General features: G+C 59.8%; 21 protein-coding genes. 11 read left to right on the top strand and 10 right to left on the bottom strand.

The genetic code is table 11. From position 1 onward, the window contains the following. Positions 1–8: 8 nt before the first annotated feature. The 6 genes from ptsP to ACM6JQ_RS22160 all read right to left on the bottom strand — a co-directional run bounded on the left by ptsP (position 9) and on the right by ACM6JQ_RS22160 (position 7,006). Entirely contained in the window at positions 9–2,522 is a 2,514-nt protein-coding gene (gene ptsP, locus ACM6JQ_RS22185; RefSeq protein ID WP_095112575.1) for a phosphoenolpyruvate--protein phosphotransferase, read from the bottom strand. Between the two features lie 134 nt (positions 2,523–2,656). Next, the gene (locus ACM6JQ_RS22180; protein ID WP_095112573.1) at positions 2,657–3,679 is read right to left on the bottom strand and encodes an SIS domain-containing protein; all 1,023 of its coding nucleotides are present in this window, start codon (positions 3,677–3,679) and stop codon (positions 2,657–2,659) included. After that, positions 3,660–4,766: an N-acetylglucosamine-6-phosphate deacetylase gene (gene nagA / locus ACM6JQ_RS22175; RefSeq protein ID WP_414894674.1), complete on the bottom strand. Its 1,107-nt coding sequence runs from the start codon at positions 4,764–4,766 to the stop codon at positions 3,660–3,662. Before nagA ends, ACM6JQ_RS22180 begins: the two co-directional genes overlap by 20 nt. Before the next feature lie 40 nt (positions 4,767–4,806). After that, complete coding sequence (locus tag ACM6JQ_RS22170) at positions 4,807–5,538, bottom strand: GntR family transcriptional regulator (RefSeq protein WP_093436861.1); 732 nt, start codon at positions 5,536–5,538, stop codon at positions 4,807–4,809. Between the two features lie 287 nt (positions 5,539–5,825). Continuing rightward, positions 5,826–6,341, bottom strand: coding sequence for a L,D-transpeptidase family protein (locus ACM6JQ_RS22165; RefSeq protein ID WP_007909004.1), 516 nt, complete (start codon positions 6,339–6,341; stop codon positions 5,826–5,828). A gap of 113 nt (positions 6,342–6,454) precedes the next feature. Continuing rightward, positions 6,455–7,006, bottom strand: coding sequence for an NUDIX hydrolase (locus ACM6JQ_RS22160; RefSeq protein ID WP_414894673.1), 552 nt, complete (start codon positions 7,004–7,006; stop codon positions 6,455–6,457). A 147-nt stretch (positions 7,007–7,153) separates the two neighbouring features. Here ACM6JQ_RS22160 and ACM6JQ_RS22155 point away from each other — a divergent pair, with 147 nt between their 5' ends. From ACM6JQ_RS22155 to purT, 5 genes are all read left to right on the top strand, one after another. Further along, complete coding sequence (locus ACM6JQ_RS22155; RefSeq protein ID WP_095112572.1) at positions 7,154–7,753, top strand: CoA pyrophosphatase; 600 nt, start codon at positions 7,154–7,156, stop codon at positions 7,751–7,753. 45 nt (positions 7,754–7,798) lie between these two features. Further along, a complete protein-coding gene (locus ACM6JQ_RS22150) occupies positions 7,799–8,323 on the top strand; it encodes a gamma carbonic anhydrase family protein (protein WP_007954617.1) in 525 nt (174 codons plus the stop codon). Then, the gene (locus tag ACM6JQ_RS22145) at positions 8,320–8,529 is read left to right on the top strand and encodes a DUF1289 domain-containing protein (protein ID WP_007908996.1); all 210 of its coding nucleotides are present in this window, start codon (positions 8,320–8,322) and stop codon (positions 8,527–8,529) included. The genes ACM6JQ_RS22150 and ACM6JQ_RS22145 overlap by 4 nt, the downstream gene beginning before the upstream one ends. A gap of 350 nt (positions 8,530–8,879) precedes the next feature. Next, positions 8,880–9,347 carry a preQ0 transporter gene (locus tag ACM6JQ_RS22140; protein ID WP_414894672.1) on the top strand — a complete coding sequence of 156 codons (468 nt, stop codon included), beginning with the start codon at positions 8,880–8,882 and terminating at the stop codon, positions 9,345–9,347. Positions 9,348–9,447: 100 nt separating this feature from the next. Beyond that, positions 9,448–10,629: a formate-dependent phosphoribosylglycinamide formyltransferase gene (purT, locus tag ACM6JQ_RS22135; protein WP_007908992.1), complete on the top strand. Its 1,182-nt coding sequence runs from the start codon at positions 9,448–9,450 to the stop codon at positions 10,627–10,629. An 88-nt stretch (positions 10,630–10,717) separates the two neighbouring features. On the opposite strand, the gene ACM6JQ_RS22130 is transcribed toward purT, so the two are convergent. The 3 genes from ACM6JQ_RS22130 to ACM6JQ_RS22120 all read right to left on the bottom strand — a co-directional run bounded on the left by ACM6JQ_RS22130 (position 10,718) and on the right by ACM6JQ_RS22120 (position 14,369). Then, on the bottom strand, positions 10,718–12,034 hold the full coding sequence (locus tag ACM6JQ_RS22130; RefSeq protein WP_007908991.1) for an MFS transporter: 1,317 nt from the start codon (positions 12,032–12,034) through the stop codon (positions 10,718–10,720). A 268-nt stretch (positions 12,035–12,302) separates the two neighbouring features. Further along, positions 12,303–13,544, bottom strand: coding sequence for a CNNM domain-containing protein (locus ACM6JQ_RS22125; RefSeq protein ID WP_414894671.1), 1,242 nt, complete (start codon positions 13,542–13,544; stop codon positions 12,303–12,305). Positions 13,545–13,556: 12 nt separating this feature from the next. After that, the gene (locus tag ACM6JQ_RS22120; RefSeq protein ID WP_007908989.1) at positions 13,557–14,369 is read right to left on the bottom strand and encodes an inner membrane protein YpjD; all 813 of its coding nucleotides are present in this window, start codon (positions 14,367–14,369) and stop codon (positions 13,557–13,559) included. Between the two features lie 210 nt (positions 14,370–14,579). On the opposite strand from ACM6JQ_RS22120, the gene ffh reads away from it, so the two are divergent. The 6 genes from ffh (at position 14,580) to ACM6JQ_RS22090 (ending at position 18,771) form a co-directional block, all read left to right on the top strand. Next, entirely contained in the window at positions 14,580–15,956 is a 1,377-nt protein-coding gene (gene ffh / locus ACM6JQ_RS22115; protein WP_007908988.1) for a signal recognition particle protein, read from the top strand. A 311-nt stretch (positions 15,957–16,267) separates the two neighbouring features. Further along, on the top strand, positions 16,268–16,519 hold the full coding sequence (gene rpsP / locus ACM6JQ_RS22110) for a 30S ribosomal protein S16 (protein WP_003185073.1): 252 nt from the start codon (positions 16,268–16,270) through the stop codon (positions 16,517–16,519). A 5-nt stretch (positions 16,520–16,524) separates the two neighbouring features. Beyond that, positions 16,525–17,061 carry a ribosome maturation factor RimM gene (rimM, locus tag ACM6JQ_RS22105; protein ID WP_007908985.1) on the top strand — a complete coding sequence of 179 codons (537 nt, stop codon included), beginning with the start codon at positions 16,525–16,527 and terminating at the stop codon, positions 17,059–17,061. Positions 17,062–17,063: 2 nt separating this feature from the next. Continuing rightward, the gene (gene trmD, locus ACM6JQ_RS22100; RefSeq protein ID WP_007908983.1) at positions 17,064–17,816 is read left to right on the top strand and encodes a tRNA (guanosine(37)-N1)-methyltransferase TrmD; all 753 of its coding nucleotides are present in this window, start codon (positions 17,064–17,066) and stop codon (positions 17,814–17,816) included. A gap of 45 nt (positions 17,817–17,861) precedes the next feature. After that, a complete protein-coding gene (rplS, locus tag ACM6JQ_RS22095; protein ID WP_003175895.1) occupies positions 17,862–18,212 on the top strand; it encodes a 50S ribosomal protein L19 in 351 nt (116 codons plus the stop codon). A 145-nt stretch (positions 18,213–18,357) separates the two neighbouring features. Continuing rightward, the gene (locus ACM6JQ_RS22090) at positions 18,358–18,771 is read left to right on the top strand and encodes an acyl-CoA thioesterase (protein ID WP_007908981.1); all 414 of its coding nucleotides are present in this window, start codon (positions 18,358–18,360) and stop codon (positions 18,769–18,771) included. 118 nt (positions 18,772–18,889) lie between these two features. Here the strand turns inward: ACM6JQ_RS22090 and ACM6JQ_RS22085 are convergent, their stop codons facing one another. After that, a complete protein-coding gene (locus ACM6JQ_RS22085) occupies positions 18,890–20,698 on the bottom strand; it encodes a cation:proton antiporter (protein WP_414894670.1) in 1,809 nt (602 codons plus the stop codon). Positions 20,699–20,794: the final 96 nt, after the last annotated feature.

Below are 20,794 nucleotides of genomic sequence, written 5' to 3'. Positions count from 1 at the left end.
TGTTTTTGTTAGCGCAGAGGCCAATGTTGGTGACAGGCGTGACGCACGGCGGCGGCGCTGCTCAGCTTGAGCAGGTCGCGGCTGAGGCGCTGGCATTCGGCTTCGTGCACCTGGCGCACGCGATCCTTGATTTCACCGATTTGCACCGGGCTGACCGACAATTCGGTAACGCCCAGACCAATCAGTACCGGCGTCGCCAGCGGGTCGGAGGCGAGGGCGCCGCAGACGCCGACCCAACGCTTGTGGACTGCCGCGCCTTCGCAGGTCATGGCGATCAGGCGCAATAGCGCGGGGTGCAAGGCGTCGACCCGTGCGGCGAGACCGGCGTGATCGCGATCCATGGCCAAGGTGTATTGCGACAAGTCGTTGGTGCCGATCGAGAGGAAGTCGGCGTGTTCGGCGAGTTGTTCGGCTTGCAGAGCGGCGGCGGGGACTTCGATCATCACGCCGATTTCCGGGCGCTGACTGACACCGAGTTCCAGGCACAGCGCATCGACGCGTTGACGAATGTGCAGCAGTTCGTCGACCTCAGTGACCATCGGTAACAGGATCCGGCAGCGGCGCAGCGGGCTGACTTGCAGCAGCGCGCGCAGTTGCTGATCGAGGATCTCCGGGCGGGCCTGAGCCAGACGAATGCCGCGCAGACCGAGCACTGGGTTGGCTTCAGCGGGCAGCGGCAGGTAGTCGAGTTGTTTATCGCCGCCGACGTCGATGGTGCGGATGATTACCGAGTGCTCGCCCATCGCGTCCAGTACGCCTTGATAGGCCGCGCGCTGTTCTTCGACATCCGGAGCGGTCTGACGATCAACGAAGAGGAACTCGGTGCGCAGCAAACCGACGCCATCGGCACCATTGGCAAAGGCGTCTGCGGCTTCAGCGCTGGAGGCGACGTTGGCGACGACTTCGATGGTCACGCCATTGCGGGTTTCTGCAGGCAGGTGAGCCTTGGCTTGCTGTGCGTCGCGGCGTTGCTGACGATCAATTTGCGCCTGCTTAACTTCAGCCAGACGTTCGGCATTCGGCGTCAGTTCGAGGCGTCCACCGTCGGCATCGAGCACCACCGCTTGGCCTTGCGGCTGATCAAGCAAGGCCGAACCCAACGCCACCATGCACGGCAGACCTTTGCCACGCGCGAGAATCGCCACATGCGAGGTCGCGCCACCCTCGGCCATGCATAACCCGGCAACGCCTTGCGCGCTGAGTTGCAGCAGATCCGAGGGTGTCAGTTCGTGAGCGGCAACAATGGCGCCGGCCGGCACGTCGTAATGCCATGCTTCGCCGAGCAATGCCCGCAACACGCGTTGCTTGAGGTCGCGCAGATCGTTGGCGCGCTCAGCCAGCAGCGCGCTGCCGGTGTGTTGCAGGACTTCGCACTGCACATCGATCGACTGGCTCCACGCGTGAGTCGCCGCAGTGCCTTGTTCGATGGCTTGCTGCGCGGCGTCGAGCAGCGCTGGATCTTCCAGCAGTGCGAGATGCGCGGCGAAGATCGCTTCTTCATCGGCGTTCTTGTGTGTTTTCGCTTGGGCGAGGGTGCCGTCGATTTCTCTCCTTACTTGAGTCAGCGCCGTCTCAAGAATCTGCAGTTGTTGCAGCGGATCATGATGACCGGCATCCGCCGGCAAACTGATCGCGTTCAAGCGAAAGAGCGGCCCGCCGACCAGTCCGGGCGCGGCGCACACACCGTGCAGCACACCTGCTTCGGCGGGGCGTTTAAGAGGCGCAATACTGACCGGCGCGGCAGCGTGATGTTCATCCGGCAGGGCTGTCGCCAACGCGGTGAGCAACGCTTGCAACGCCGCTTCAGCGTCCGGACCCTGACAGCTGACCTGCACTTCGTCCTGCTCGCCAACCGCCAGGCCCATCAAACCGATCAGGCTGTTGCACGGCGCCGATTTACCGGCGAAGTGCAGTTGCGACTGGCTTTTGAAAGCTTGCGCAGTTTGCCGAATCAACGCCGCCGGGCGGGCATGCAAACCACCGCGATGAGCCACCAGCACATGACCGTGAACCTCAGGTCCGCCGACATCCGCGACATTCGCCGCCACGCTGTTACGCGCAACAATGTGCAATAGCGGCTCGCCAACCTTCACCGCTTTCAGCGTAATCGGCCGCACTTGAAAATCCTGGCTGTTGGTCAGGATCAACAGGCTGACCAGGCTTTTGCATTGCTGGCCAACCTTGTCCAGGTCATAGCGCAACAACGGCTGACCCTTGCTGACGCGGGTGCCATCCTTGACCAGCATCGAGAAGCCTTCGCCGTTCAACTCAACGGTGTCGAGGCCCAGATGCAAAAGGATTTCCGCACCGTTGTCGGCGCGCACCGTCAACGCGTGGCCGGTGCGCGCGACGTGAATGATCACCCCGGCGCACGGCGAATACAGCGTGTCGTTGATCGGGTCGATGGCAATGCCGTCGCCCATCGCGCCGCTGGCGAACACCGCGTCCGGGACTTTGGCGAGCGTGAGCACCGGGCCGCTGAGCGGGGCGCTGAGGGTCAGCTCTTTATTGTTGTTGTGCATGGCTCGGTCTCATCGGTTAAATCTCGGTTCGATGTCCCTGTAGGAGCTGCCGAAGGCTGCGATCTTTTGATCTTGTTTTTTGGATCAAAATCAAAAGATCGCAGCCTTCGGCAGCTCCTACAGGCTTGCTTCAATTAGTGCGTGCGGGTCACTTTGCTCAGGTGGCGCGGCTGATCCGGGTCCATGCCACGGGCCACGGCCAGACCTGCGGCCATCACGTAGAAACTCTGAATAGCCAGAATCGGATCAAGGGCCGGGTGTTCGGCGCGGGTCAGGGTCAGATCGCGTTCGCTCACATCGTCCGGCGCGGCCAGCAAAACGCGGGCGCCGCGTTGGCGCATCTCTGCGGCGAGGCTCAGCAGGCCGGCCTGTTCGGCGCCGCGTGGAGCGAAAACCAGCAATGGATAGTGTTCGTCGATCAGCGCCATCGGGCCGTGACGGACTTCGGCGCTGCTGAACGCTTCGGCTTGAATTGCCGAGGTTTCCTTGAATTTCAGCGCTGCCTCTTGAGCGATGGCGAAACCGGCACCACGGCCGATTACCATCAAGCGCTCGCAATCGCGCAGGGCTTCGATAGCCACACTCCAGTCCTGTTTCGCCGCTTCGCGCAGACCTTCAGGCAGGGCGTTGCCGGCCTCCAGCAATTCGCTGTCCTCTTTCCAGTGCGCGATCAAGCGGGCGCTGGCGCTGAGGGTGGCGATAAAACTCTTGGTCGCGGCGACGCTGCTTTCAGTCCCGGCGAGCAGCGGCAGGCTGAATTCACACGCCGCTTCCAGTGGCGAGTCGGCGGCGTTGACCATCGACACGCTCATCGCGCCACGCTTGCGCAACAGACGCAGGCTGTTGACCAGATCCGGGCTCTGCCCCGATTGTGAAAAGGCGAACGCGACCTGACCGCTGACCTTCAACGGCGCCTGCTGCATGGTCACCACCGACATCGGCAACGACGCCACCGGCACACCCAGTTGCTGCATGGTCAGGTAGGCGAAGTAGCTCGCCGCGTGGTCGGAGCTACCGCGCGCAACGGTCATCGCCACTTGTGGTGGCTGCCGGCGCAGGCGCCCGGCGATCTCGATCATTTGCGGGTCGAGTTGTTGCAGTTGGGCTTGCACGGCCTCGAACGAGGACAGCGCCTCCTCAAGCATTTTTGAAGTCAATGTCTTCTCCTTCGACCATGACGGCGGTCAGTGTGAGTGAGCGATCGAGCCGCACGCAGTCGGCCCAGGCACCTGGTGCAAGGCGCCCGCGTTCAGTAATGCCGAGGTAGTCGGCGGGGAATTGCGAAAGACGTTGTGAGGCTTCGGCGATCGGCAGACCAATCTTCACCAGATTGCGCAGGGCCTGATCCATGGTCAGGGTGCTGCCGGCCAAAGTGCCGTCCGGCAGGCGCACGCCGCCCAGACATTTGGTCACGGTGTGGCTGCCGAGCTTGTATTCACCGTCGGGCATGCCGGCGGCAGCGGTCGAATCGGTGACGCAATACAGGCACGGGATCGAACGCAGGGCCACGCGAATGGCACCGGGATGCACGTGCAGCAGATCCGGGATCAACTCGGCGAATTTGGCGTGGGCCAATGCGGCGCCGACGATGCCCGGCTCGCGGTGATGCAGCGGGCTCATGGCGTTATAGAGATGGGTGAAACTGGTCGCGCCGGCATCCAGAGCGGCGACGCCTTCCTCGTAACTGCCGAGGGTGTGGCCGATCTGCATGCGCACGCCACGGCTGCTCAGCTCACGGATCAAACCGTCATGACCGGCGATTTCCGGGGCGATGGTGATCACCCGGATCGGCGCCAGTGCCAGGTACTCTTCGACTTCGGCCATCAACGCGGTGTGGGCGAAGTTCGGTTGCGCACCGAGTTTTCCCGGGTTGATGTACGGGCCTTCGAGGTGGACGCCGAGGACGCGGGCGGCACCTTTCGGACGCTGTTCGCAGAACTCTCCGACTTCCTTCAACACGCTGGAGATCTCGGCACTCGGCGCCGTCATGGTGGTGGCCAGCAGCGAAGTGGTGCCAAACCGCACGTGGGTTCTGGTGATGGTTTCGAAAGCGCTGGTGCCTTCCATGATGTCTTTGCCGCCGCCGCCATGGACGTGCAGGTCGATGAAACCGGGCAGCAGATACGGCAGGTCATTAGTTGCCGGATCGCAAGGCACGCCTTCGATCGACACGACTTTGCCGTGTTCGTGGATCAGCCGGCCGCGAACCCAGCCGCTGGCGGTGAGGATATTGTCTTCGGACATTTTGGTTCTCGCTTTGGGCCGCTCTCAGCGGCGCAGCTCTTTATCTACGAAGCTCTGCAACAAAGTCGTAGTAGTCGTTGCGGCAATAGGTGTCGGTGACTTCGATCGGCGTGTTGTCTTCCAGATAACCGACCCGGGTCATCAGCAGCATCGCGGTACCGGGAGCGATGCCGACCAGCGCGGCGAATTCGTCCGAGGCGTTGATCGCCTGAATGTGCTGCAAGGCGCGGACGATCGGTTTGCCGATGCCGTCGAGGTATTCGTAGAGCGAATCGCCGACCAGTTGCGGCTTGGGCATGATCGAGGCGGGCAGGGTGCTCATTTCGATCGCCATGACCGTGTCATCGGCTTTGCGCAGACGCTTCATGCGCGCAACCTTGTCGTTCGGCGACAGGCTGAGGCGGATCAATTCTTCATGAGTCGGCAGGGTGATTTCGCGTTCCAGCCATTGCGAGCTGGGCACGAAGCCCTTGAGGCGCAGCATCTCGCTGAAACCGGAGAGGCGCGATAGCGGTTGTTCGAGGCGTGGGGTGATGAACGTGCCGGAACCTTGCAGGCGACGGATCAGGCCTTGATCGAGGAGGACTTCCAATGCCTTGCGCGCAGTCACCCGGGAAATGCCCAGTTGCTCGCTGAGGTTGCGTTCCGAGGGCATCGCCTGCTCGGACTTCCACTGCCCGGCATGAATCGCTGCTTCCAGATTGCGTGCCAGTTGCAGGTACAGCGGCGTCGGCTGAGAGTCGTCCGGGCGTAAGGTATGGAGGTCGTTCATGTAGGGCATTTCCGTCGCGAGTATAGGATTGTTGTGGCTCGCTTGTGGGGCGGAAATTAATACCACTTGAATACCATGTCAACGCGATGAAACAGCGCCATATCTAATGAATTGGCGGTATTCAGGGGGTGTGGTTTCAAGTGGTATTAGTGGTTGGCCAGGAAAAGCAAAAGATCGCAGCCTGCGGCAGCTCCTACAGTTGAGAGTGGTATCACCCTTGTAGGAGCTGCCGCAGGCTGCGATCTTTTTGATTTATTTTTTAATGCCGACCAATGGTCGTGAGGAAGTTAAGGGCGGATTTCGACCATCGTGCCGTCCGGCACCAGATTCCACACTTCGCGCATGTCGACGTTACGCATGGCGACGCAGCCGTCAGTCCAGTCGAGGGTGTGGAACAGGTCTTCCGGGGTTTCTTCCGAATCCGGCGTGCCGTGGATCATGATCATGCCGCCGGGCTCGACGCCTTCACGTCGGGCGCGGGCCGAATCGCTGATGTTCGGGTAGGAAATGTGCATCGACAGGTTGAATTTGTCGCTGGTCTTGCGCCAGTCGATCCAATAGAAACCTTCTGGCGTGCGCTTGTCACCCTCTATCAGTTTCGGGCCTTTCTTCGCGCCTTTGCCCAGCGAAATGCGATAGGTCTTCAGCGGCTTGCCGTCAGCGATCAACTGCAGTTGATGAGCCGCTTTGAGCACCAGGACTTTCTCGATGAGCGGGGTATTCGAAGGCGTCACGGTGGTCACGAATGACGCTTGGGAGACGGTAACGAACGACAGGCAAAACAGGGCAAGCAACCAGCGCATTGAAACGATTCCCCAGGGAGTGACGCAGATAACCAACATTTTATATGTATGTGTGCATGTAGGAGCTGCCGAAGGCTGCGATCTTTTTGTCGGCCATCACGCCAATGTCTTGATTAAATAATGACCGGCTGCGCCAACGGAGGAATCGATTCCGACCGAACCGGATACACCTCGATACGCCGATCAGCGAAGAAGCATTCTAAGGTACGCCCCACCGTGCGGAAAGCCAGCTCGTCCCAGGGAATGTCGGCTTCGTCGAATAGTTGCACTTCGAGGCTCTCGGGGCCGGCGGCGAAGTCCAGATCGACCAGCTCGGCGCGGAAGAACACATGCACCTGACTGATGTGCGGCACATCGATCAATGTGTAGATGCTCAGGTTGCGCACGCGGGCGCAGGCTTCCTCGGCAGTTTCGCGTACGGCGGCCTGTTCGATGGTCTCGCCGTTCTCCATGAAACCGGCGGGCAAGGTCCAGTAACCGAGGCGCGGCTCGATGGCGCGGCGGCAGAGCAACACTTTTGTACCCCAGGTCGGTACGCAACCGGCGACGATATTGGGGTTCTGATAGTGAATGGTCTGACAGCTGTCACAGACAAATCGCAGCCGCGAATCGCCTTCGGGAATGCGTTGGGTGACCGGGTTACCGCAGTGGCTGCAAAATTTCATGCTGGGCTTCCTGAATGCTGCGCCTATCTTGGCGTGCAGCGGTGTCGGTCGGCAAGTTGTCGTTTCGCGACACGACGGGTTTCGGGGGCTTGGGCGCTCGCAACGATTGGTGCATGATGCAAAGTAAGGCACAGATCGAGAACACTCATGCTGGACGAGCTACTGCATAGGGTAAGCAACCACACACCGCGCACGCTGGAGACTGACACACGTTTCCCCGAGGCCGCCGTTCTGGTGCCGATCACCCGCAGTGACCAACCGGAACTGGTACTGACCCTGCGCGCCAGCGGGCTTTCGACCCACGGTGGCGAAGTCGCCTTCCCGGGTGGTCGCCGCGATCCGGAGGACCCGGATCTGATCTTCACCGCGCTGCGTGAAGCTGAAGAGGAGATCGGTCTGCCGCCCGGCCTGGTCGAAATCATCGGCCCGCTCAGCCCGCTGATCTCCTTGCACGGCATCAAGGTCACGCCTTATGTCGGCGTCATCCCCGATTTTGTCGAGTATCTGGCCAACGATGCCGAGATTGCTGCGGTGTTCACTGTGCCGCTGGAATTCTTCCGCGCAGACCCCCGTGAACACACGCACCGCATCGACTATCAGGGCCGCAGTTGGTACGTGCCGAGTTATCGATTTGGTGAATACAAGATCTGGGGGCTGACGGCGATCATGATCGTCGAGTTGATCAATCTGCTCTATGACGCCAAGATCAGTCTGCACCAACCCCCTAAAAGCTTTATTAACACCTGAGCCATCGTTCGAATGGCCATCACCGTGGGCGCTGAGGAAGACAAGATGAAATACCGTTTGGGCGACGCCCGTGTCGAGACCCACCCACAGAGCTGGGTCGCGCCCAATGCCGTGCTGGTGGGCAAGGTCAAACTGGAAGAGGGCGCCAACGTCTGGTTCAACGCCGTGCTGCGCGGCGACAACGAACTGATCCTGATCGGCAAGAACAGCAATGTGCAGGACGGCACGGTGATGCATACCGACATGGGCTATCCGCTGACCATTGGCACCGGCGTGACCATCGGCCACAACGCCATGCTCCACGGCTGCACGGTGGGCGATTACAGCCTGATCGGCATCAACGCGGTGATTCTCAACGGCGCGAAGATCGGCAAGAACTGCATCATTGGCGCCAACTCGCTGATTGGCGAAGGCAAAGAGATTCCCGACGGTTCGCTGGTGATGGGCTCGCCGGGCAAGGTTGTGCGCGAGCTGACCGAGCCGCAGAAGAAAATGCTCGAAGCCAGTGCCGCCCACTATGTGCATAACTCGCAGCGTTATGCCCGCGATCTGGTTGAGCAGGAAGAATGAACACGCCAGAAAGACCAGTAGCCTCGCCATGCGTGAATATTTGTGCGCTGGATGAGGCTGACATCTGCACTGGCTGCCAGCGTACGGTCGAGGAGATCACCCGCTGGGGCCGCATGACCAATGACGAACGACGGGTGGTGCTGGGGTTGTGTCATGAGCGGGCGAAGGCGAGTGGGTTGGTGTGGATGATCCCTTCGAAATCTTGATCGACTTGAGAATGCCCTCACCCTAGCCCTCCCGAAACGTCGGACCGCCCAGAGGGAGAGGGGACGGGCCGAGATGTCTTACGCTATACGCCGACTTGGCATACCGAGTCGAACTCAGGTTTGAAAAGCCCCCGATCTGCTCCCTTCCCCCTTGTCCGAAGGGGGAGGGAATGAACGGGTTGATTGTTCGGTCCATACCGGCCTGCGTTCTCGAGTCGAACTCGGGATTCGATTCAACGAAGATCTGCTCCCTTTCCCCCTCGCCCCCATGGGGGAGAGGGCTGGGGTGAGGGGGTAGCTCTTGATTTGCCGGTCAAGTAACCTGTGCGCCAATCTGACAGGTCGCCTCCATGATTTTCCTCATCGCCTACATCAGCAGCGTTGTGCTGATCAACTTCGCCTTCTCCACCGCGCCGCACCTGGACATCATCTGGTCGGCCTGGGGCGGTCTGGTCTTCATACTGCGCGACATGGTGCAAACCCGCTTCGGCCACGGCGCAGTCGTGGCGATGCTGGCGGCGTTGGTGCTCTCCTACGTCACCTCCGATCCCTCCATCGCCTTGGCCAGCGCCACGGCGTTCGCGGTGTCGGAAGTCATCGACTGGCTGGTGTTCAGCATCACCAAACGCCCATTGCGCGACCGCTTGTGGATCAGTTCGGCACTGAGCATTCCTCTCGATACCTTCATCTTCTTCGGCATGATCGACCTGCTGACGCCGCCGGTGATCATCACCGCACTGGCTTCGAAATTCGCCGGCGTCACTGCCGTCTGGCTGATCATGGCCTGGCGTGAGCGCAAACAGGCTGTCGCCGGCTGAAGCCAAACCCTCAGGTTCATGTAAAATGCCGCGCTTTCTCCCCATGGAAAGCGCGTCTGGCGCTGCTTTCCTCGATGATCCGCTTCTTTGAGGACCTGAGATGACCCGTATCGGAACTCCGTTGTCGCCAACCGCGACCCGCGTATTGCTGTGTGGCTGTGGTGAGTTGGGCAAGGAAGTGGTGATCGAGCTGCAACGCCTGGGCGTTGAAGTAATCGCCGTTGACCGCTACGCCAACGCGCCGGCCATGCAAGTTGCGCATCGCAGCCACGTGATCAACATGCTCGACGGCGCCGCCCTGCGTGCCGTGATCGAAGCCGAGAAGCCGCACTTCATCGTGCCGGAAATCGAGGCCATCGCCACCGCCACCCTGGTCGAGCTGGAAGCCGAAGGCTTCACCGTGATCCCGACTGCGCGCGCTGCGCAATTGACCATGAACCGCGAAGGCATCCGTCGTCTGGCCGCTGAAGAGCTGGATCTGCCGACCTCGCCGTACCACTTTGCCGACACCTTCGAGGACTACAGCAAAGCTGTTGAGGACCTCGGTTTCCCATGCGTCGTCAAACCGGTGATGAGCTCGTCGGGCAAAGGCCAGAGCCTGTTGCGCAGCACTGATGACGTGCAGAAAGCCTGGGATTACGCGCAAGAAGGCGGTCGCGCTGGCAAAGGTCGGGTGATCATCGAAGGTTTCATCGATTTCGATTACGAAATCACCTTGCTGACTGTGCGCCACATTGGCGGCACCACGTTCTGCGCGCCGGTCGGTCACCGTCAGGAGAAGGGCGATTATCAGGAGTCCTGGCAGCCTCAGGCCATGAGCCCGATTGCTCTGGCTGAATCCGAGCGCGTTGCCAAAGCGGTGACTGAAGCGCTGGGCGGTCGTGGTCTGTTCGGCGTTGAGCTGTTCATCAAAGGTGATCAGGTGTGGTTCAGCGAAGTCTCGCCGCGTCCGCATGACACCGGTCTGGTGACATTGATTTCGCAGGATCTGTCGCAGTTCGCCCTGCACGCTCGCGCGATTCTGGGCTTGCCGGTACCGCTGATCCGTCAGTTCGGGCCTTCGGCTTCGGCGGTGATTCTGGTGGAAGGGCAGTCGACGCAGACCGCATTCGCCAACCTCGGCGCGGCGTTGAGCGAGCCGGACACGGCATTGCGTCTGTTTGGTAAGCCAGAAGTGAATGGCCAGCGCCGCATGGGCGTGGCGCTGGCGCGGGATGAGTCGATCGAGGCTGCTCGTGCCAAGGCGACTCGCGCTGCTCAGGCTGTTGTTGTAGAGCTGTAAACCGGGTCGCGTCCATCGCGAGCAGGCTCACTCCTACAGTTGGAATGCGTTCCCCTGTAGGAGTGAGCCTGCTCGCGATAGCGATCTGTCAGGCAACCTGATTCAGATCGTTATTGCGCGTTTCTTTCAAACACAGCACCGCAATCAAACTCAGCACCGCCGCCGCTGACACATACCCGCCGACATAACTCAAACCACCCATCGCTACCAGCTTCTGTGCGAAGAACGGTGCCGCCGAGGCCCCGACAATGCCGCCCAGGTTATACGCCGCCGAAGCACCGGTATAACGCACGTGGGTCGGAAACAGCTCAGGCAACAGTGCGCCCATCGGTGCAAATGTCACGCCCATCAAAAACAGCTCGATGCACAGAAACAGCGCCACACCCCAGGTCGAACCCTGAGTCAGTAACGGCTCCATCAGAAATCCAGACAGAATCGCCAGCACGCCACCAATGATCAGCACCGGTTTGCGCCCGTAACGGTCGCTAGCCCAGGCTGAAAGCGGTGTCGCAGCGGCCATGAACAAAACGGCAAAGCACAGCAATCCGAGGAAGGTTTCGCGGCTATAGCCAAGTGTGGAAACCCCATAGCTAAGGGAGAACACCGTCGAGATATAGAACAGCGCATAACAGACCACCATCGCCGCCGCGCCCAGCAGTGTCGGCGCCCAGTACTGGCTGAACAGCTCGACCAGCGGCACCTTCACCCGTTCCTGACGGGCGATGGCGTTGGCGAACACCGGTGTTTCATGCAGTTTCAATCGCACATAAAGACCGACCATCACCAGCGCTGCGCTGAGCAGAAACGGAATCCGCCAGCCCCAACTGCGGAACTGCTCGTCATCGAGAGTCATGGCCAGGGTTAGAAACAAGCCGTTGGCCGCGAGAAAACCAATCGAAGGGCCAAGCTGCGGAAACATACCGAACCACGCGCGTTTGCCTTTCGGCGCGTTTTCCGTGGCCAGCAGGGCGGCACCGCCCCATTCGCCACCCAATCCCAGCCCCTGCCCGAAGCGCAGCACGCACAGCAGAATCGGTGCCCACGCGCCAATCGTGGCGTAACCCGGCAGCACGCCGATCAGCGTCGTACACACGCCCATCAACAGCAAGGATGCGACCAGTGTCGACTTGCGCCCGATACGGTCGCCGAAGTGGCCGAACAGCGCGGAGCCCAGCGGTCGGGCCAGAAATGCGATGCCGAAAGTAAGAAACGCCGAGAGCATCTGCGCCGTGCCGGACGTCTGCGGAAAGAATACCGGCCCGATCACCAGCGCGGCGGCGGTGGCGTAAACGTAGAAATCGTAGAACTCGATCGCGGTGCCGATAAAACTCGCCGTCGCCACGCGGGTGGCGGAGTTGGTCGGTTGGGCAGGCGCGGTGTCGCTGAAAGCGGTACTGGTCGTCATGCGGTGATCCCTGACAGTCATGAGCTCCGTTGGAGCGAATTATTATGGTCGAGCACCCAGGGATGTGGGATGAGGCGCGGTCGCTGTTTCAGGTAGGAACAGTCGCCGGATTGCATATGAAATGGCCGAAACCTGTCGGGTGCGGGGTAAGCACGCGGTTTGGCGGGGCTTGGGTAAGCTGATTTGATTATAGGAAGGGGGCTAACGATCAAACAAGAGCAAAAGATCGCAGGGTAGGAGCTGCCGAAGGCTGTGATCTTTTGATCTTTTACCTGGCCGGCACCAAAGCAGGCACAGACGAGGTATGCCAGATCAGCACTTTGCTCACCCGGTTCTCCTCAGTCTCAAGAATCTCCAGTCGATAACGCCCGATCTTCAAACAAACCGCACTCGCCGGAATCGTTTCCAGCGCCTCAGTCACCAACCCGTTCAGCGTCTTCGGCCCATCACTCGGCAAATGCCAACCCAGACATTTGTTCAATTCGCGAATCGAAGCCGTGCCATCAATCACCATCCGCCCGTCAGTCTGCGGATGAATATGCGGGTTATCCAGGCTGTGCTCGCTCTCAAATTCGCCGACGATTTCTTCGAGAATGTCTTCCAGTGTCACGATGCCGAGCACTTCACCGTACTCATCCACCACCATGCCCAAGCGCCGTTGCTGCTTGTGGAAGTTCAGCAACTGCATTTGCAACGGTGTGCTTTCCGGCACGAAGTACGGTTCGTAACTGGCGGCCAGCAGCGCTTCGCGGGTCAGATCAGCGTTGTTCAGCAGATGGCGGATCTGCCGGGTGTTGAGCACCGCTTCAACCTGATTGATGTCGCTGTGAAACACCGGCAGGCGGGTGCGCTTGTTGTGGCGCAGTTGTTCGATGATTTCTTCGATCGAATCGTCGAGGTTGATGCCGTCGACGTCACTGCGTGGCACCAGAATGTCGTTGACCGTGATGTTGTCCAACGCATGAATACCGGAAACCGGGTGAGCGTGAACGGGATGCTCGGGATCATCGTGACGATCAGAAGGCAGATCGTCTTCGCTCTGCTGCACCACTTGGGTTTTGCGCGCAAACGGGCGCATGAGCAATCCGCTGAAGCGGCTGAACAGCCAGGCAACCGGATAAATAATCTTCAGCGGCACCGCCAACAAGGTATTGCCAAATGCCAGCACCGCATCCGGATACCGTTGGGCGACGCTGCGCGGGAAATAATCGGCGAACACCAGCAGTATTGCGCCAACACCCAGGCAGGCTGTCCATGGGCCGTTTTCTTCGCAGAGGAAAATTGCCAGCAACGTCGCAATCACCACGGCAAGTGCGCGGCACAGGGTGTTGCAGAGAATCAGGCTGTCGAGCGGGAAGCTCAGCTTCGCCAGCGGTTTATCGCTGGCGCGCGAGGCGGTGCGTTGCGCGAGCAGCTGCTGTTGCGCGATTTCGACGGCAGTGAACAGCCCTGACCATAAAATCAGCAGGACAAATACCGCGAGCATCGGCCCTATGGGCAAACCGTCCATTTATGCCGCCCGTCAGATGTGCAGGATGTATTCACGAACCAGTTTGCTGCCGAAATACGCCAACATCAGCAGGCAGAAACCGGCGAGGGTCCAGCGAATCGCCTTGTGACCGCGCCAGCCGAGACGGTTGCGGCCCCACAGCAGCACGCTGAACACGATCCAGGCCAGGCACGCCAGCAGGGTCTTGTGCACCAGATGCTGGGCGAACAGGTTCTCGACGAACAGCCAGCCGGAGATCAGCGACAGCGACAGCAGCGTCCAGCCGGCCCAGAGGAAACCGAACAACAGGCTTTCCATGGTTTGCAGCGGCGGGAAGTTCTTGATCAGCCCGGACGGGTGCTTGTGCTTGAGCTGGTGGTCTTGCACCAGTAGCAGCAAGGCCTGGAACACCGCGATGGTGAACATGCCGTACGCAAGGATCGACAACAGAATGTGCGCGAGGATGCCCGGCTCTTCATCGATGATCTGCACCGTACCGGTCGGCGCGAATTGCGCCAGCAGTACGGTGATGGCGCCGAGCGGGAACAGCAGCACCAGCAGGTTTTCCACGGGGATCCGCGAGCAGGCGATCAGCGTCAGCGCGATGACCGCCGCGGCAATCAGGCTGGAGGCGCTGAAAAAATCCAGGCCCAGACCGATCGGGGTCAGCAAATGCGTGAGCAGGCTGGCGGCGTGGGCCACCACGGCGAAGGCGCCGAGGCTAACCAACAGGCGCTTGTTCGCCTTGGCGCCAGTGGCCAAGCGGGTGCTCTGATAAAGGGTCGCAGCGGCATATAGAAGGGCGGCGGCGAGGGTGGTCAGCAAACTGGGTGACAAGGGGAGCATAAATCCTGTTAGGCAAGCCCGAAAGGGGCTGAGTTTGGCATAGAACCGCCATCGCACGAAAGACTCAGGAAGCTGACAGCGAGGTGTCCGCCAGCCGCAGTCTTCGCTATAATCCGCGACCTGCCCACGCCGCAGGCTCGCCGAGCACATGTTGATTCCGGTCTGGGCCGCCATTATCCCGGTCTACACAGGGCCTGAAAGGATCGCGCAATGTTTGAAAACTTAACCGACCGTCTCTCGCAGACGCTGCGCCATGTCACCGGCAAGGCGAAGCTGACCGAGGACAATATCAAAGACACCCTGCGTGAAGTGCGCATGGCGTTGCTCGAAGCCGACGTCGCCCTGCCGGTGGTCAAGGATTTCGTCAATTCGGTCAAGGAGCGCGCTGTCGGCACCGAGGTGTCGCGCAGCCTGACGCCGGGCCAGGCGTTCGTGAAGATCGTCCAGGCCGAACTCGAAAGCCTGATGGGCGCGGCCAACGAAGATTTGAACCTGAGCGCTGTGCCGCCAGCCGTCATTCTGATGGCCGGTCTGCAAGGTGCGGGTAAAACCACCACCGCTGGCAAACTGGCGCGCTTCCTTAAAGAGCGCAAGAAGAAGTCGGTCATGGTCGTGTCGGCGGACGTTTACCGTCCTGCGGCTATTAAACAGCTGGAAACCCTGGCCAACGACATCGGCGTGACGTTCTTCCCGTCCGACCTGAGCCAGAAGCCGGTCGACATCGCCACCGCCGCTATTAAAGAAGCAAAACTGAAATTCATCGACGTGGTCATCGTCGATACCGCCGGTCGTCTGCACATCGACGAAGAGATGATGGGCGAGATCAAGGCGCTGCACGCCGCGATCAACCCGGTCGAAACCCTGTTCGTGGTCGACGCCATGACCGGTCAGGACGCGGCCAACACGGCCAAGGCCTTCGGTGATGCCCTGCCGCTGACCGGTGTGATTCTGACCAAGGTCGACGGCGACGCCCGTGGCGGTGCCGCACTGTCGGTGCGCGCCATCACCGGCAAGCCGATCAAGTTCATCGGTATGGGCGAGAAGAGCGAAGCGCTCGATCCGTTCCACCCTGAGCGTATCGCTTCGCGGATTCTCGGCATGGGCGACGTGCTCAGCCTGATCGAACAGGCTGAAGCGACCCTCGATAAAGACAAGGCCGACAAACTGGCCAAGAAGCTGAAGAAGGGCAAGGGCTTCGACCTCGAAGACTTCCGCGATCAGTTGCAACAGATGAAGAACATGGGCGGCCTCGGTGGGCTCATGGACAAACTGCCGAGCATCGGCGGCGTCAACCTGTCGCAAATGGGCAATGCCCAGAACGCCGCAGAGAAGCAATTCAAACAGATGGAAGCCATCATCAACTCCATGACCCCGGCCGAGCGCCGTGACCCTGAGCTGATCAGCGGTTCGCGCAAGCGCCGGATCGCCATGGGTTCCGGCACTCAGGTGCAGGACATCGGTCGCTTGATCAAGCAGCACAAGCAGATGCAGAAGATGATGAAGAAATTCTCCGCCAAGGGCGGAATGGCGAAAATGATGCGCGGCATGGGCGGAATGTTGCCCGGCGGCGGCATGCCGAAAATGTAAGGTGTCCCGTCTCACCCATTCTGCTCGCCAAAAGTGAGCGAAACGGGTGAGACAGGACACCAAGACTTCGCCGGTCGTCGCACCGGCGCAGACCCTGCAAGGACGCAGGATCAACAGCAAACCCGCACTCGGCGGGAGCTGACTGGCCGTTTTCATCGACGGCTCTATATGCAGATCTGCACGGCATGCCATAGGCGCCGGAAAAAGTCATTTGCAAAAGTCCGGATATTCCTTAGAATATGCGGCCTTTCGGGCACCCATGCCCGCTGTGCATTTAGATTTGCAGCACCGACTACAGGAACGATGTTCACATGCTAACAATCCGTCTTGCCCTTGGCGGCTCCAAAAAGCGCCCGTTTTACCACCTGACCGTAACCGACTCGCGTAACCCGCGTGACGGCTCCCACAAAGAACAGGTTGGTTTCTTCAACCCTGTTGCCCGTGGTCAGGAAATCCGTCTGTCCGTGAACCAAGAGCGCGTAGCCTACTGGCTGAGCGTTGGTGCACAGCCTTCTGAGCGTGTTGCTCAGTTGCTGAAGGAATCTGCAAAGGCTGCGGCCTGAGCAATATGAACGCGACGCCTGCTGTTGCCGATGATTTGATCGTTATTGGCAAAATTTATTCTGTTCATGGCGTTCGCGGCGAAGTGAAGGTTTATTCCTTTACTGATCCGACTGAAAACCTGTTGCAGTACAAAACCTGGACGCTCAAGCGTGAAGGCAATGTCAAACAGGTCGAGCTGGTCAGTGGACGCGGGAGCGATAAGTTCCTGGTCGCAAAGCTCAAGGGTCTTGATGATCGTGAAGAAGCTCGTCTTCTGGCCGGTTATGAGATCTGCGTGCCGCGCAACCTGTTCCCTGAATTGACCGACGGCGAGTACTACTGGTACCAGCTGGAAGGTCTGAAGGTTATCGATCAACTGGGGCAAATGCTCGGGAAAGTCGATCATCTTCTGGAAACCGGCGCCAATGATGTAATGGTAGTCAAGCCTTGCGCTGGCAGCCTGGATGATCGCGAACGCTTGTTGCCCTATACGGCGCAATGTGTGTTGGCCGTTGACCTGGCCGCGGGCGAGATGAAGGTGGATTGGGACGCGGACTTCTAAGCGTGGCTAACTTGCGCGTAGAAGTGATCAGTTTGTTTCCCGAGATGTTTTCCGCCATCGGCGACTACGGCATCACCAGTCGAGCGGTCAAACAGGGGCTCTTGCAGCTGACCTGTTGGAACCCGCGGGATTACACGACGGATCGGCATCACACTGTGGACGATCGCCCGTTTGGCGGTGGTCCGGGCATGGTGATGAAGATCAAGCCCCTGGAAGATGCTCTGGTTCAGGCCAAGGCAGCAGCCGGGGAGGCGGCGAAGGTGATTTACCTGTCCCCCCAAGGCCGTCAACTGAATCAGTCGGCGGTACGCGAGCTGGCACAATCGGATGCATTGATCCTGATTGCCGGCCGTTATGAAGGCATTGACGAGCGCTTTATTGAGGCTCATGTCGATGAAGAGTGGTCGATTGGCGACTATGTACTGTCTGGCGGCGAGCTGCCGGCGATGGTCCTGATCGATGCGGTTACACGACTGCTGCCTGGAGCTTTAGGGCATGCGGATTCCGCTGAGGAAGATTCCTTTACGGATGGTCTGCTGGATTGCCCGCACTACACCCGACCTGAGGTGTATGCGGATCAGCGTGTTCCCGACGTGTTGCTGAGTGGCAATCACGCGCATATCCGGCGTTGGCGTTTACAGCAGTCCCTTGGTAGGACCTTTGAACGACGCGCCGATCTTCTGGAAAGCCGCTCGCTTTCTGGAGAAGAGAAGAAGCTGCTCGAGGAATACATCCGCGAGCGGGACGATAGTTAACAACGTATCGATGGTAGATCGAACGATTTACCTTAGGAGCACAGCATGACCAACAAAATCATCCTTGCACTCGAAGCAGAGCAGATGACCAAAGAAATCCCTACCTTCGCCCCAGGCGACACTATTGTCGTTCAGGTGAAAGTGAAGGAAGGCGATCGTTCCCGTCTGCAAGCGTTCGAAGGCGTTGTAATCGCCAAGCGTAACCGCGGCGTGAACAGTGCGTTCACCGTTCGTAAAATCTCCAACGGTGTTGGCGTAGAACGTACTTTCCAGACCTACTCCCCGCAGATCGACAGCATGGCTGTTAAACGTCGCGGTGACGTACGTAAAGCCAAGCTGTACTACCTGCGCGACCTGTCGGGTAAAGCAGCTCGCATCAAGGAAAAACTGGCTTAAGTCCAGCTTCCGATGCAGAAAAAAGCAGCCTACGGGCTGCTTTTTTGTTGCCCGCAATAAAACTGCCCCCATCCTGTAGGAGCTGCCGAAGGCTGCGATCTTTTGATCTTGCTTGTATTCGGAAGCCAGATATCGAGTCTATTTCATGACCACCCGCGACCAGGAAATCCAGCGCCGCACCGAACTCTCGGTGACTCGCGTAACCAAGGCTGTCTTCCCGCCGACCACCAACCACCACAACACCCTGTTCGGCGGCACTGCGCTGGCGTGGATGGATGAGGTGTCGTTCATTACCGCCACACGCTTCTGCCGCTTGCCACTGGTGACCGTGTCCACCGACCGTATCGACTTCAACCACGCGATCCCGGCCGGCTCCATCGTTGAACTGGTCGGGAAGGTAATCAAGGTCGGCAATACCAGCCTCAAGGTCGAGGTAGAAGTCTTTGTTGAGAGCATGAGCTGTGATGGACGCGAGAAGGCGATTCATGGGCAGTTCAGCTTTGTTGCCATTGATGATGACAAGCGGCCGGTGCCGGTGCTGCCGGGTTTTGCGGCCTGATCTGATATCGAGTCGCGCCATTCGCGAGCAGGCTCGCTCCCTCAGGTTCTTTGCCGGACACAAATGTTGTGTTCACCCCGATCACTGTGGGAGCGAGCCTGCTCGCGAAGGCGTCAGCTCAGGCGCCGCTGGCCTCAGGCTGAATCAACGCCAGAAGCGTCCATCCCGCCCCAGGCTTTACCGCCGTCTCCGGCGTCACCACATGCACCCAGCCGCTGTCATCACGCATGAACAACAACGTGGCGCGATTGCCATGCAGTGCGCGGTAATCCTCCCATCCGAAACCATCTGTCAGCGTCGTGCTGTACAGCTCAGCCCCCTGACCCATCTGACTGGCCAGCTTCGCGTAAGTAAACGCCTCGCTGCCCAACTGATTGCCTCGATGTTCCAGACTCGCCCGATGTTTATCGCTGCGCCGACTCTCATGACCGCTGGCCAGACCGAACAAACGCTGATGCCCAAAGTCATGACGGAACCGCATCGCCGCCAAGGTATTGAGTTCACCCGACGGTGACAGCGCCAGCAAATGCCCCAGCCCGACCAGATCCAGATGCGCATCGGCATGTTGCGAGGCCGGATTGCCAAAGTACGTCGGCAACCCTTCCATGCGCGCCGCACGAATATTCTCCCAGCTCGAATCGGTCAGCAGCACGCGGCTGCCCAGTTGCTGCAGCGATTTGCCCAACTCCCGCGCCGGGCCGTTCGCGCCGACAATCAGGAAGCCGCTCGGCGCGGGTTCCGCGACTTTCAGCAAGCGTGCCAGCGGTCGTGCGGTCGCGCTCTGCAGCACAACGGTGCCGATAATCACCGCAAACGTCAGCGGCACCAGCAGTAACGCGCCCTCGTGACCGGCCTCATGCAGGCGAATCGCAAAAATCGCCGAAACCGCCGCCGCAACGATCCCGCGTGGCGCAATCCAGCACAATAGCGCTCGCTCTCGCCAGCTCAGGCTGGATCCGGCAGTGCTCAGCAGCACGTTCAGCGGCCGGGCGATTAACTGAATCACCAACAGCAGAATCAGCACCAGCGGCCCCAGTCCGATCAGGGCATACAGATCCAGGCGCGCCGCCAACAGAATGAACAACCCGGAAATCAGCAGCACGCTGAGGTTTTCCTTGAAGTGCAGGATGTGCCGTACATCCACGCCCTTCATGTTCGCCAGCCACATGCCCATCAATGTCACCGCCAACAGTCCCGACTCGTGCATCACGGTGTTCGAAGCAATGAAAATCCCCTGCACCGCTGCCAGCGAAGCGAGGTTATGCAGATACTCCGGCAGCCATTGCCGGCGAATCACCGTACCGAGCAGCCAGCCACCGACAACGCCGAACACCGCGCCGCAGAGAATCACGCCGCCAAAGGTGAACAGACTCTGCTTGAGGCCATGCCCTTCAGCGCTGGCAATGATGAAGCTGTAGACCACCACAGCGAGGAGGGCGCCGATCGGGTCGATGACGATGCCTTCCCAGCGCAGAATGTTGGCGATCGAGGCTTTCGGTCGCACCACGCGCAGCATCGGCACAATCACGGTCGGGCCGGTGACCAGCGTCAGGCTGCCGAACAGGATGGCCAGCATCCAGTCGAAGCCGAGCAGGAAGTGTGTAGCGACGGCGATGACGATCCAGGTCGAAATCGCACCGATGGTCACCAGGCGATGAACCACACTGCCGATCTCTTTCCACTCCGACAGGTGCAGGGTCAGGCTACCTTCGAACAGAATCAGCGCCACCGCCAGCGACACCAACGGCATCAGCAGCGGCCCGAACATTTCCTGCGGATCGAGCCAGCCGAGCACCGGGCCGACCAGAATGCCGGTCAGCAACAGAAACAGAATCGCCGGCAGCTTCAGGCGCCAAGCCAGCCATTGGCAACTCAGCGCCGCTGCGCCGATCCCGCCAAACGCCAAGAGAATTTGCTGCTCGTTCATTGATGCTCCCTGTTCCTTGAATTAGCCGGCTATGAAAGACTAGCGCCCATTCCTACAGTTCACTCTACATTTGCGCACAGTCCATGAGGCTGTGTG

The organism is Pseudomonas sp. IT-232MI5 (assembly GCF_949767845.1).
Taxonomy (GTDB): domain Bacteria; phylum Pseudomonadota; class Gammaproteobacteria; order Pseudomonadales; family Pseudomonadaceae; genus Aquipseudomonas.
The sequence above is the reverse complement of the archived record's forward strand: the minus strand, read 5'-3'. Positions and strand labels throughout refer to the sequence as shown.

Coding starts and splice junctions, on each gene's coding strand:
- ptsP (WP_095112575.1), bottom strand. CDS start 2,522: ATGCACAACAACAATAAAGAGCTGACCCTCAGCGCCCCGCTCAGCGGC.
- nagA (WP_414894674.1), bottom strand. CDS start 4,766: ATGTCCGAAGACAATATCCTCACCGCCAGCGGCTGGGTTCGCGGCCGG.
- ACM6JQ_RS22170 (WP_093436861.1), bottom strand. CDS start 5,538: ATGAACGACCTCCATACCTTACGCCCGGACGACTCTCAGCCGACGCCG.
- ACM6JQ_RS22165 (WP_007909004.1), bottom strand. CDS start 6,341: ATGCGCTGGTTGCTTGCCCTGTTTTGCCTGTCGTTCGTTACCGTCTCC.
- ACM6JQ_RS22160 (WP_414894673.1), bottom strand. CDS start 7,006: ATGAAATTTTGCAGCCACTGCGGTAACCCGGTCACCCAACGCATTCCC.
- ACM6JQ_RS22155 (WP_095112572.1), top strand. CDS start 7,154: ATGCTGGACGAGCTACTGCATAGGGTAAGCAACCACACACCGCGCACG.
- ACM6JQ_RS22150 (WP_007954617.1), top strand. CDS start 7,799: ATGAAATACCGTTTGGGCGACGCCCGTGTCGAGACCCACCCACAGAGC.
- ACM6JQ_RS22145 (WP_007908996.1), top strand. CDS start 8,320: ATGAACACGCCAGAAAGACCAGTAGCCTCGCCATGCGTGAATATTTGT.
- ACM6JQ_RS22140 (WP_414894672.1), top strand. CDS start 8,880: ATGATTTTCCTCATCGCCTACATCAGCAGCGTTGTGCTGATCAACTTC.
- purT (WP_007908992.1), top strand. CDS start 9,448: ATGACCCGTATCGGAACTCCGTTGTCGCCAACCGCGACCCGCGTATTG.
- ACM6JQ_RS22130 (WP_007908991.1), bottom strand. CDS start 12,034: ATGACGACCAGTACCGCTTTCAGCGACACCGCGCCTGCCCAACCGACC.
- ACM6JQ_RS22125 (WP_414894671.1), bottom strand. CDS start 13,544: ATGGACGGTTTGCCCATAGGGCCGATGCTCGCGGTATTTGTCCTGCTG.
- ACM6JQ_RS22120 (WP_007908989.1), bottom strand. CDS start 14,369: ATGCTCCCCTTGTCACCCAGTTTGCTGACCACCCTCGCCGCCGCCCTT.
- ffh (WP_007908988.1), top strand. CDS start 14,580: ATGTTTGAAAACTTAACCGACCGTCTCTCGCAGACGCTGCGCCATGTC.
- rpsP (WP_003185073.1), top strand. CDS start 16,268: ATGCTAACAATCCGTCTTGCCCTTGGCGGCTCCAAAAAGCGCCCGTTT.
- rimM (WP_007908985.1), top strand. CDS start 16,525: ATGAACGCGACGCCTGCTGTTGCCGATGATTTGATCGTTATTGGCAAA.
- rplS (WP_003175895.1), top strand. CDS start 17,862: ATGACCAACAAAATCATCCTTGCACTCGAAGCAGAGCAGATGACCAAA.
- ACM6JQ_RS22090 (WP_007908981.1), top strand. CDS start 18,358: ATGACCACCCGCGACCAGGAAATCCAGCGCCGCACCGAACTCTCGGTG.
- ACM6JQ_RS22085 (WP_414894670.1), bottom strand. CDS start 20,698: ATGAACGAGCAGCAAATTCTCTTGGCGTTTGGCGGGATCGGCGCAGCG.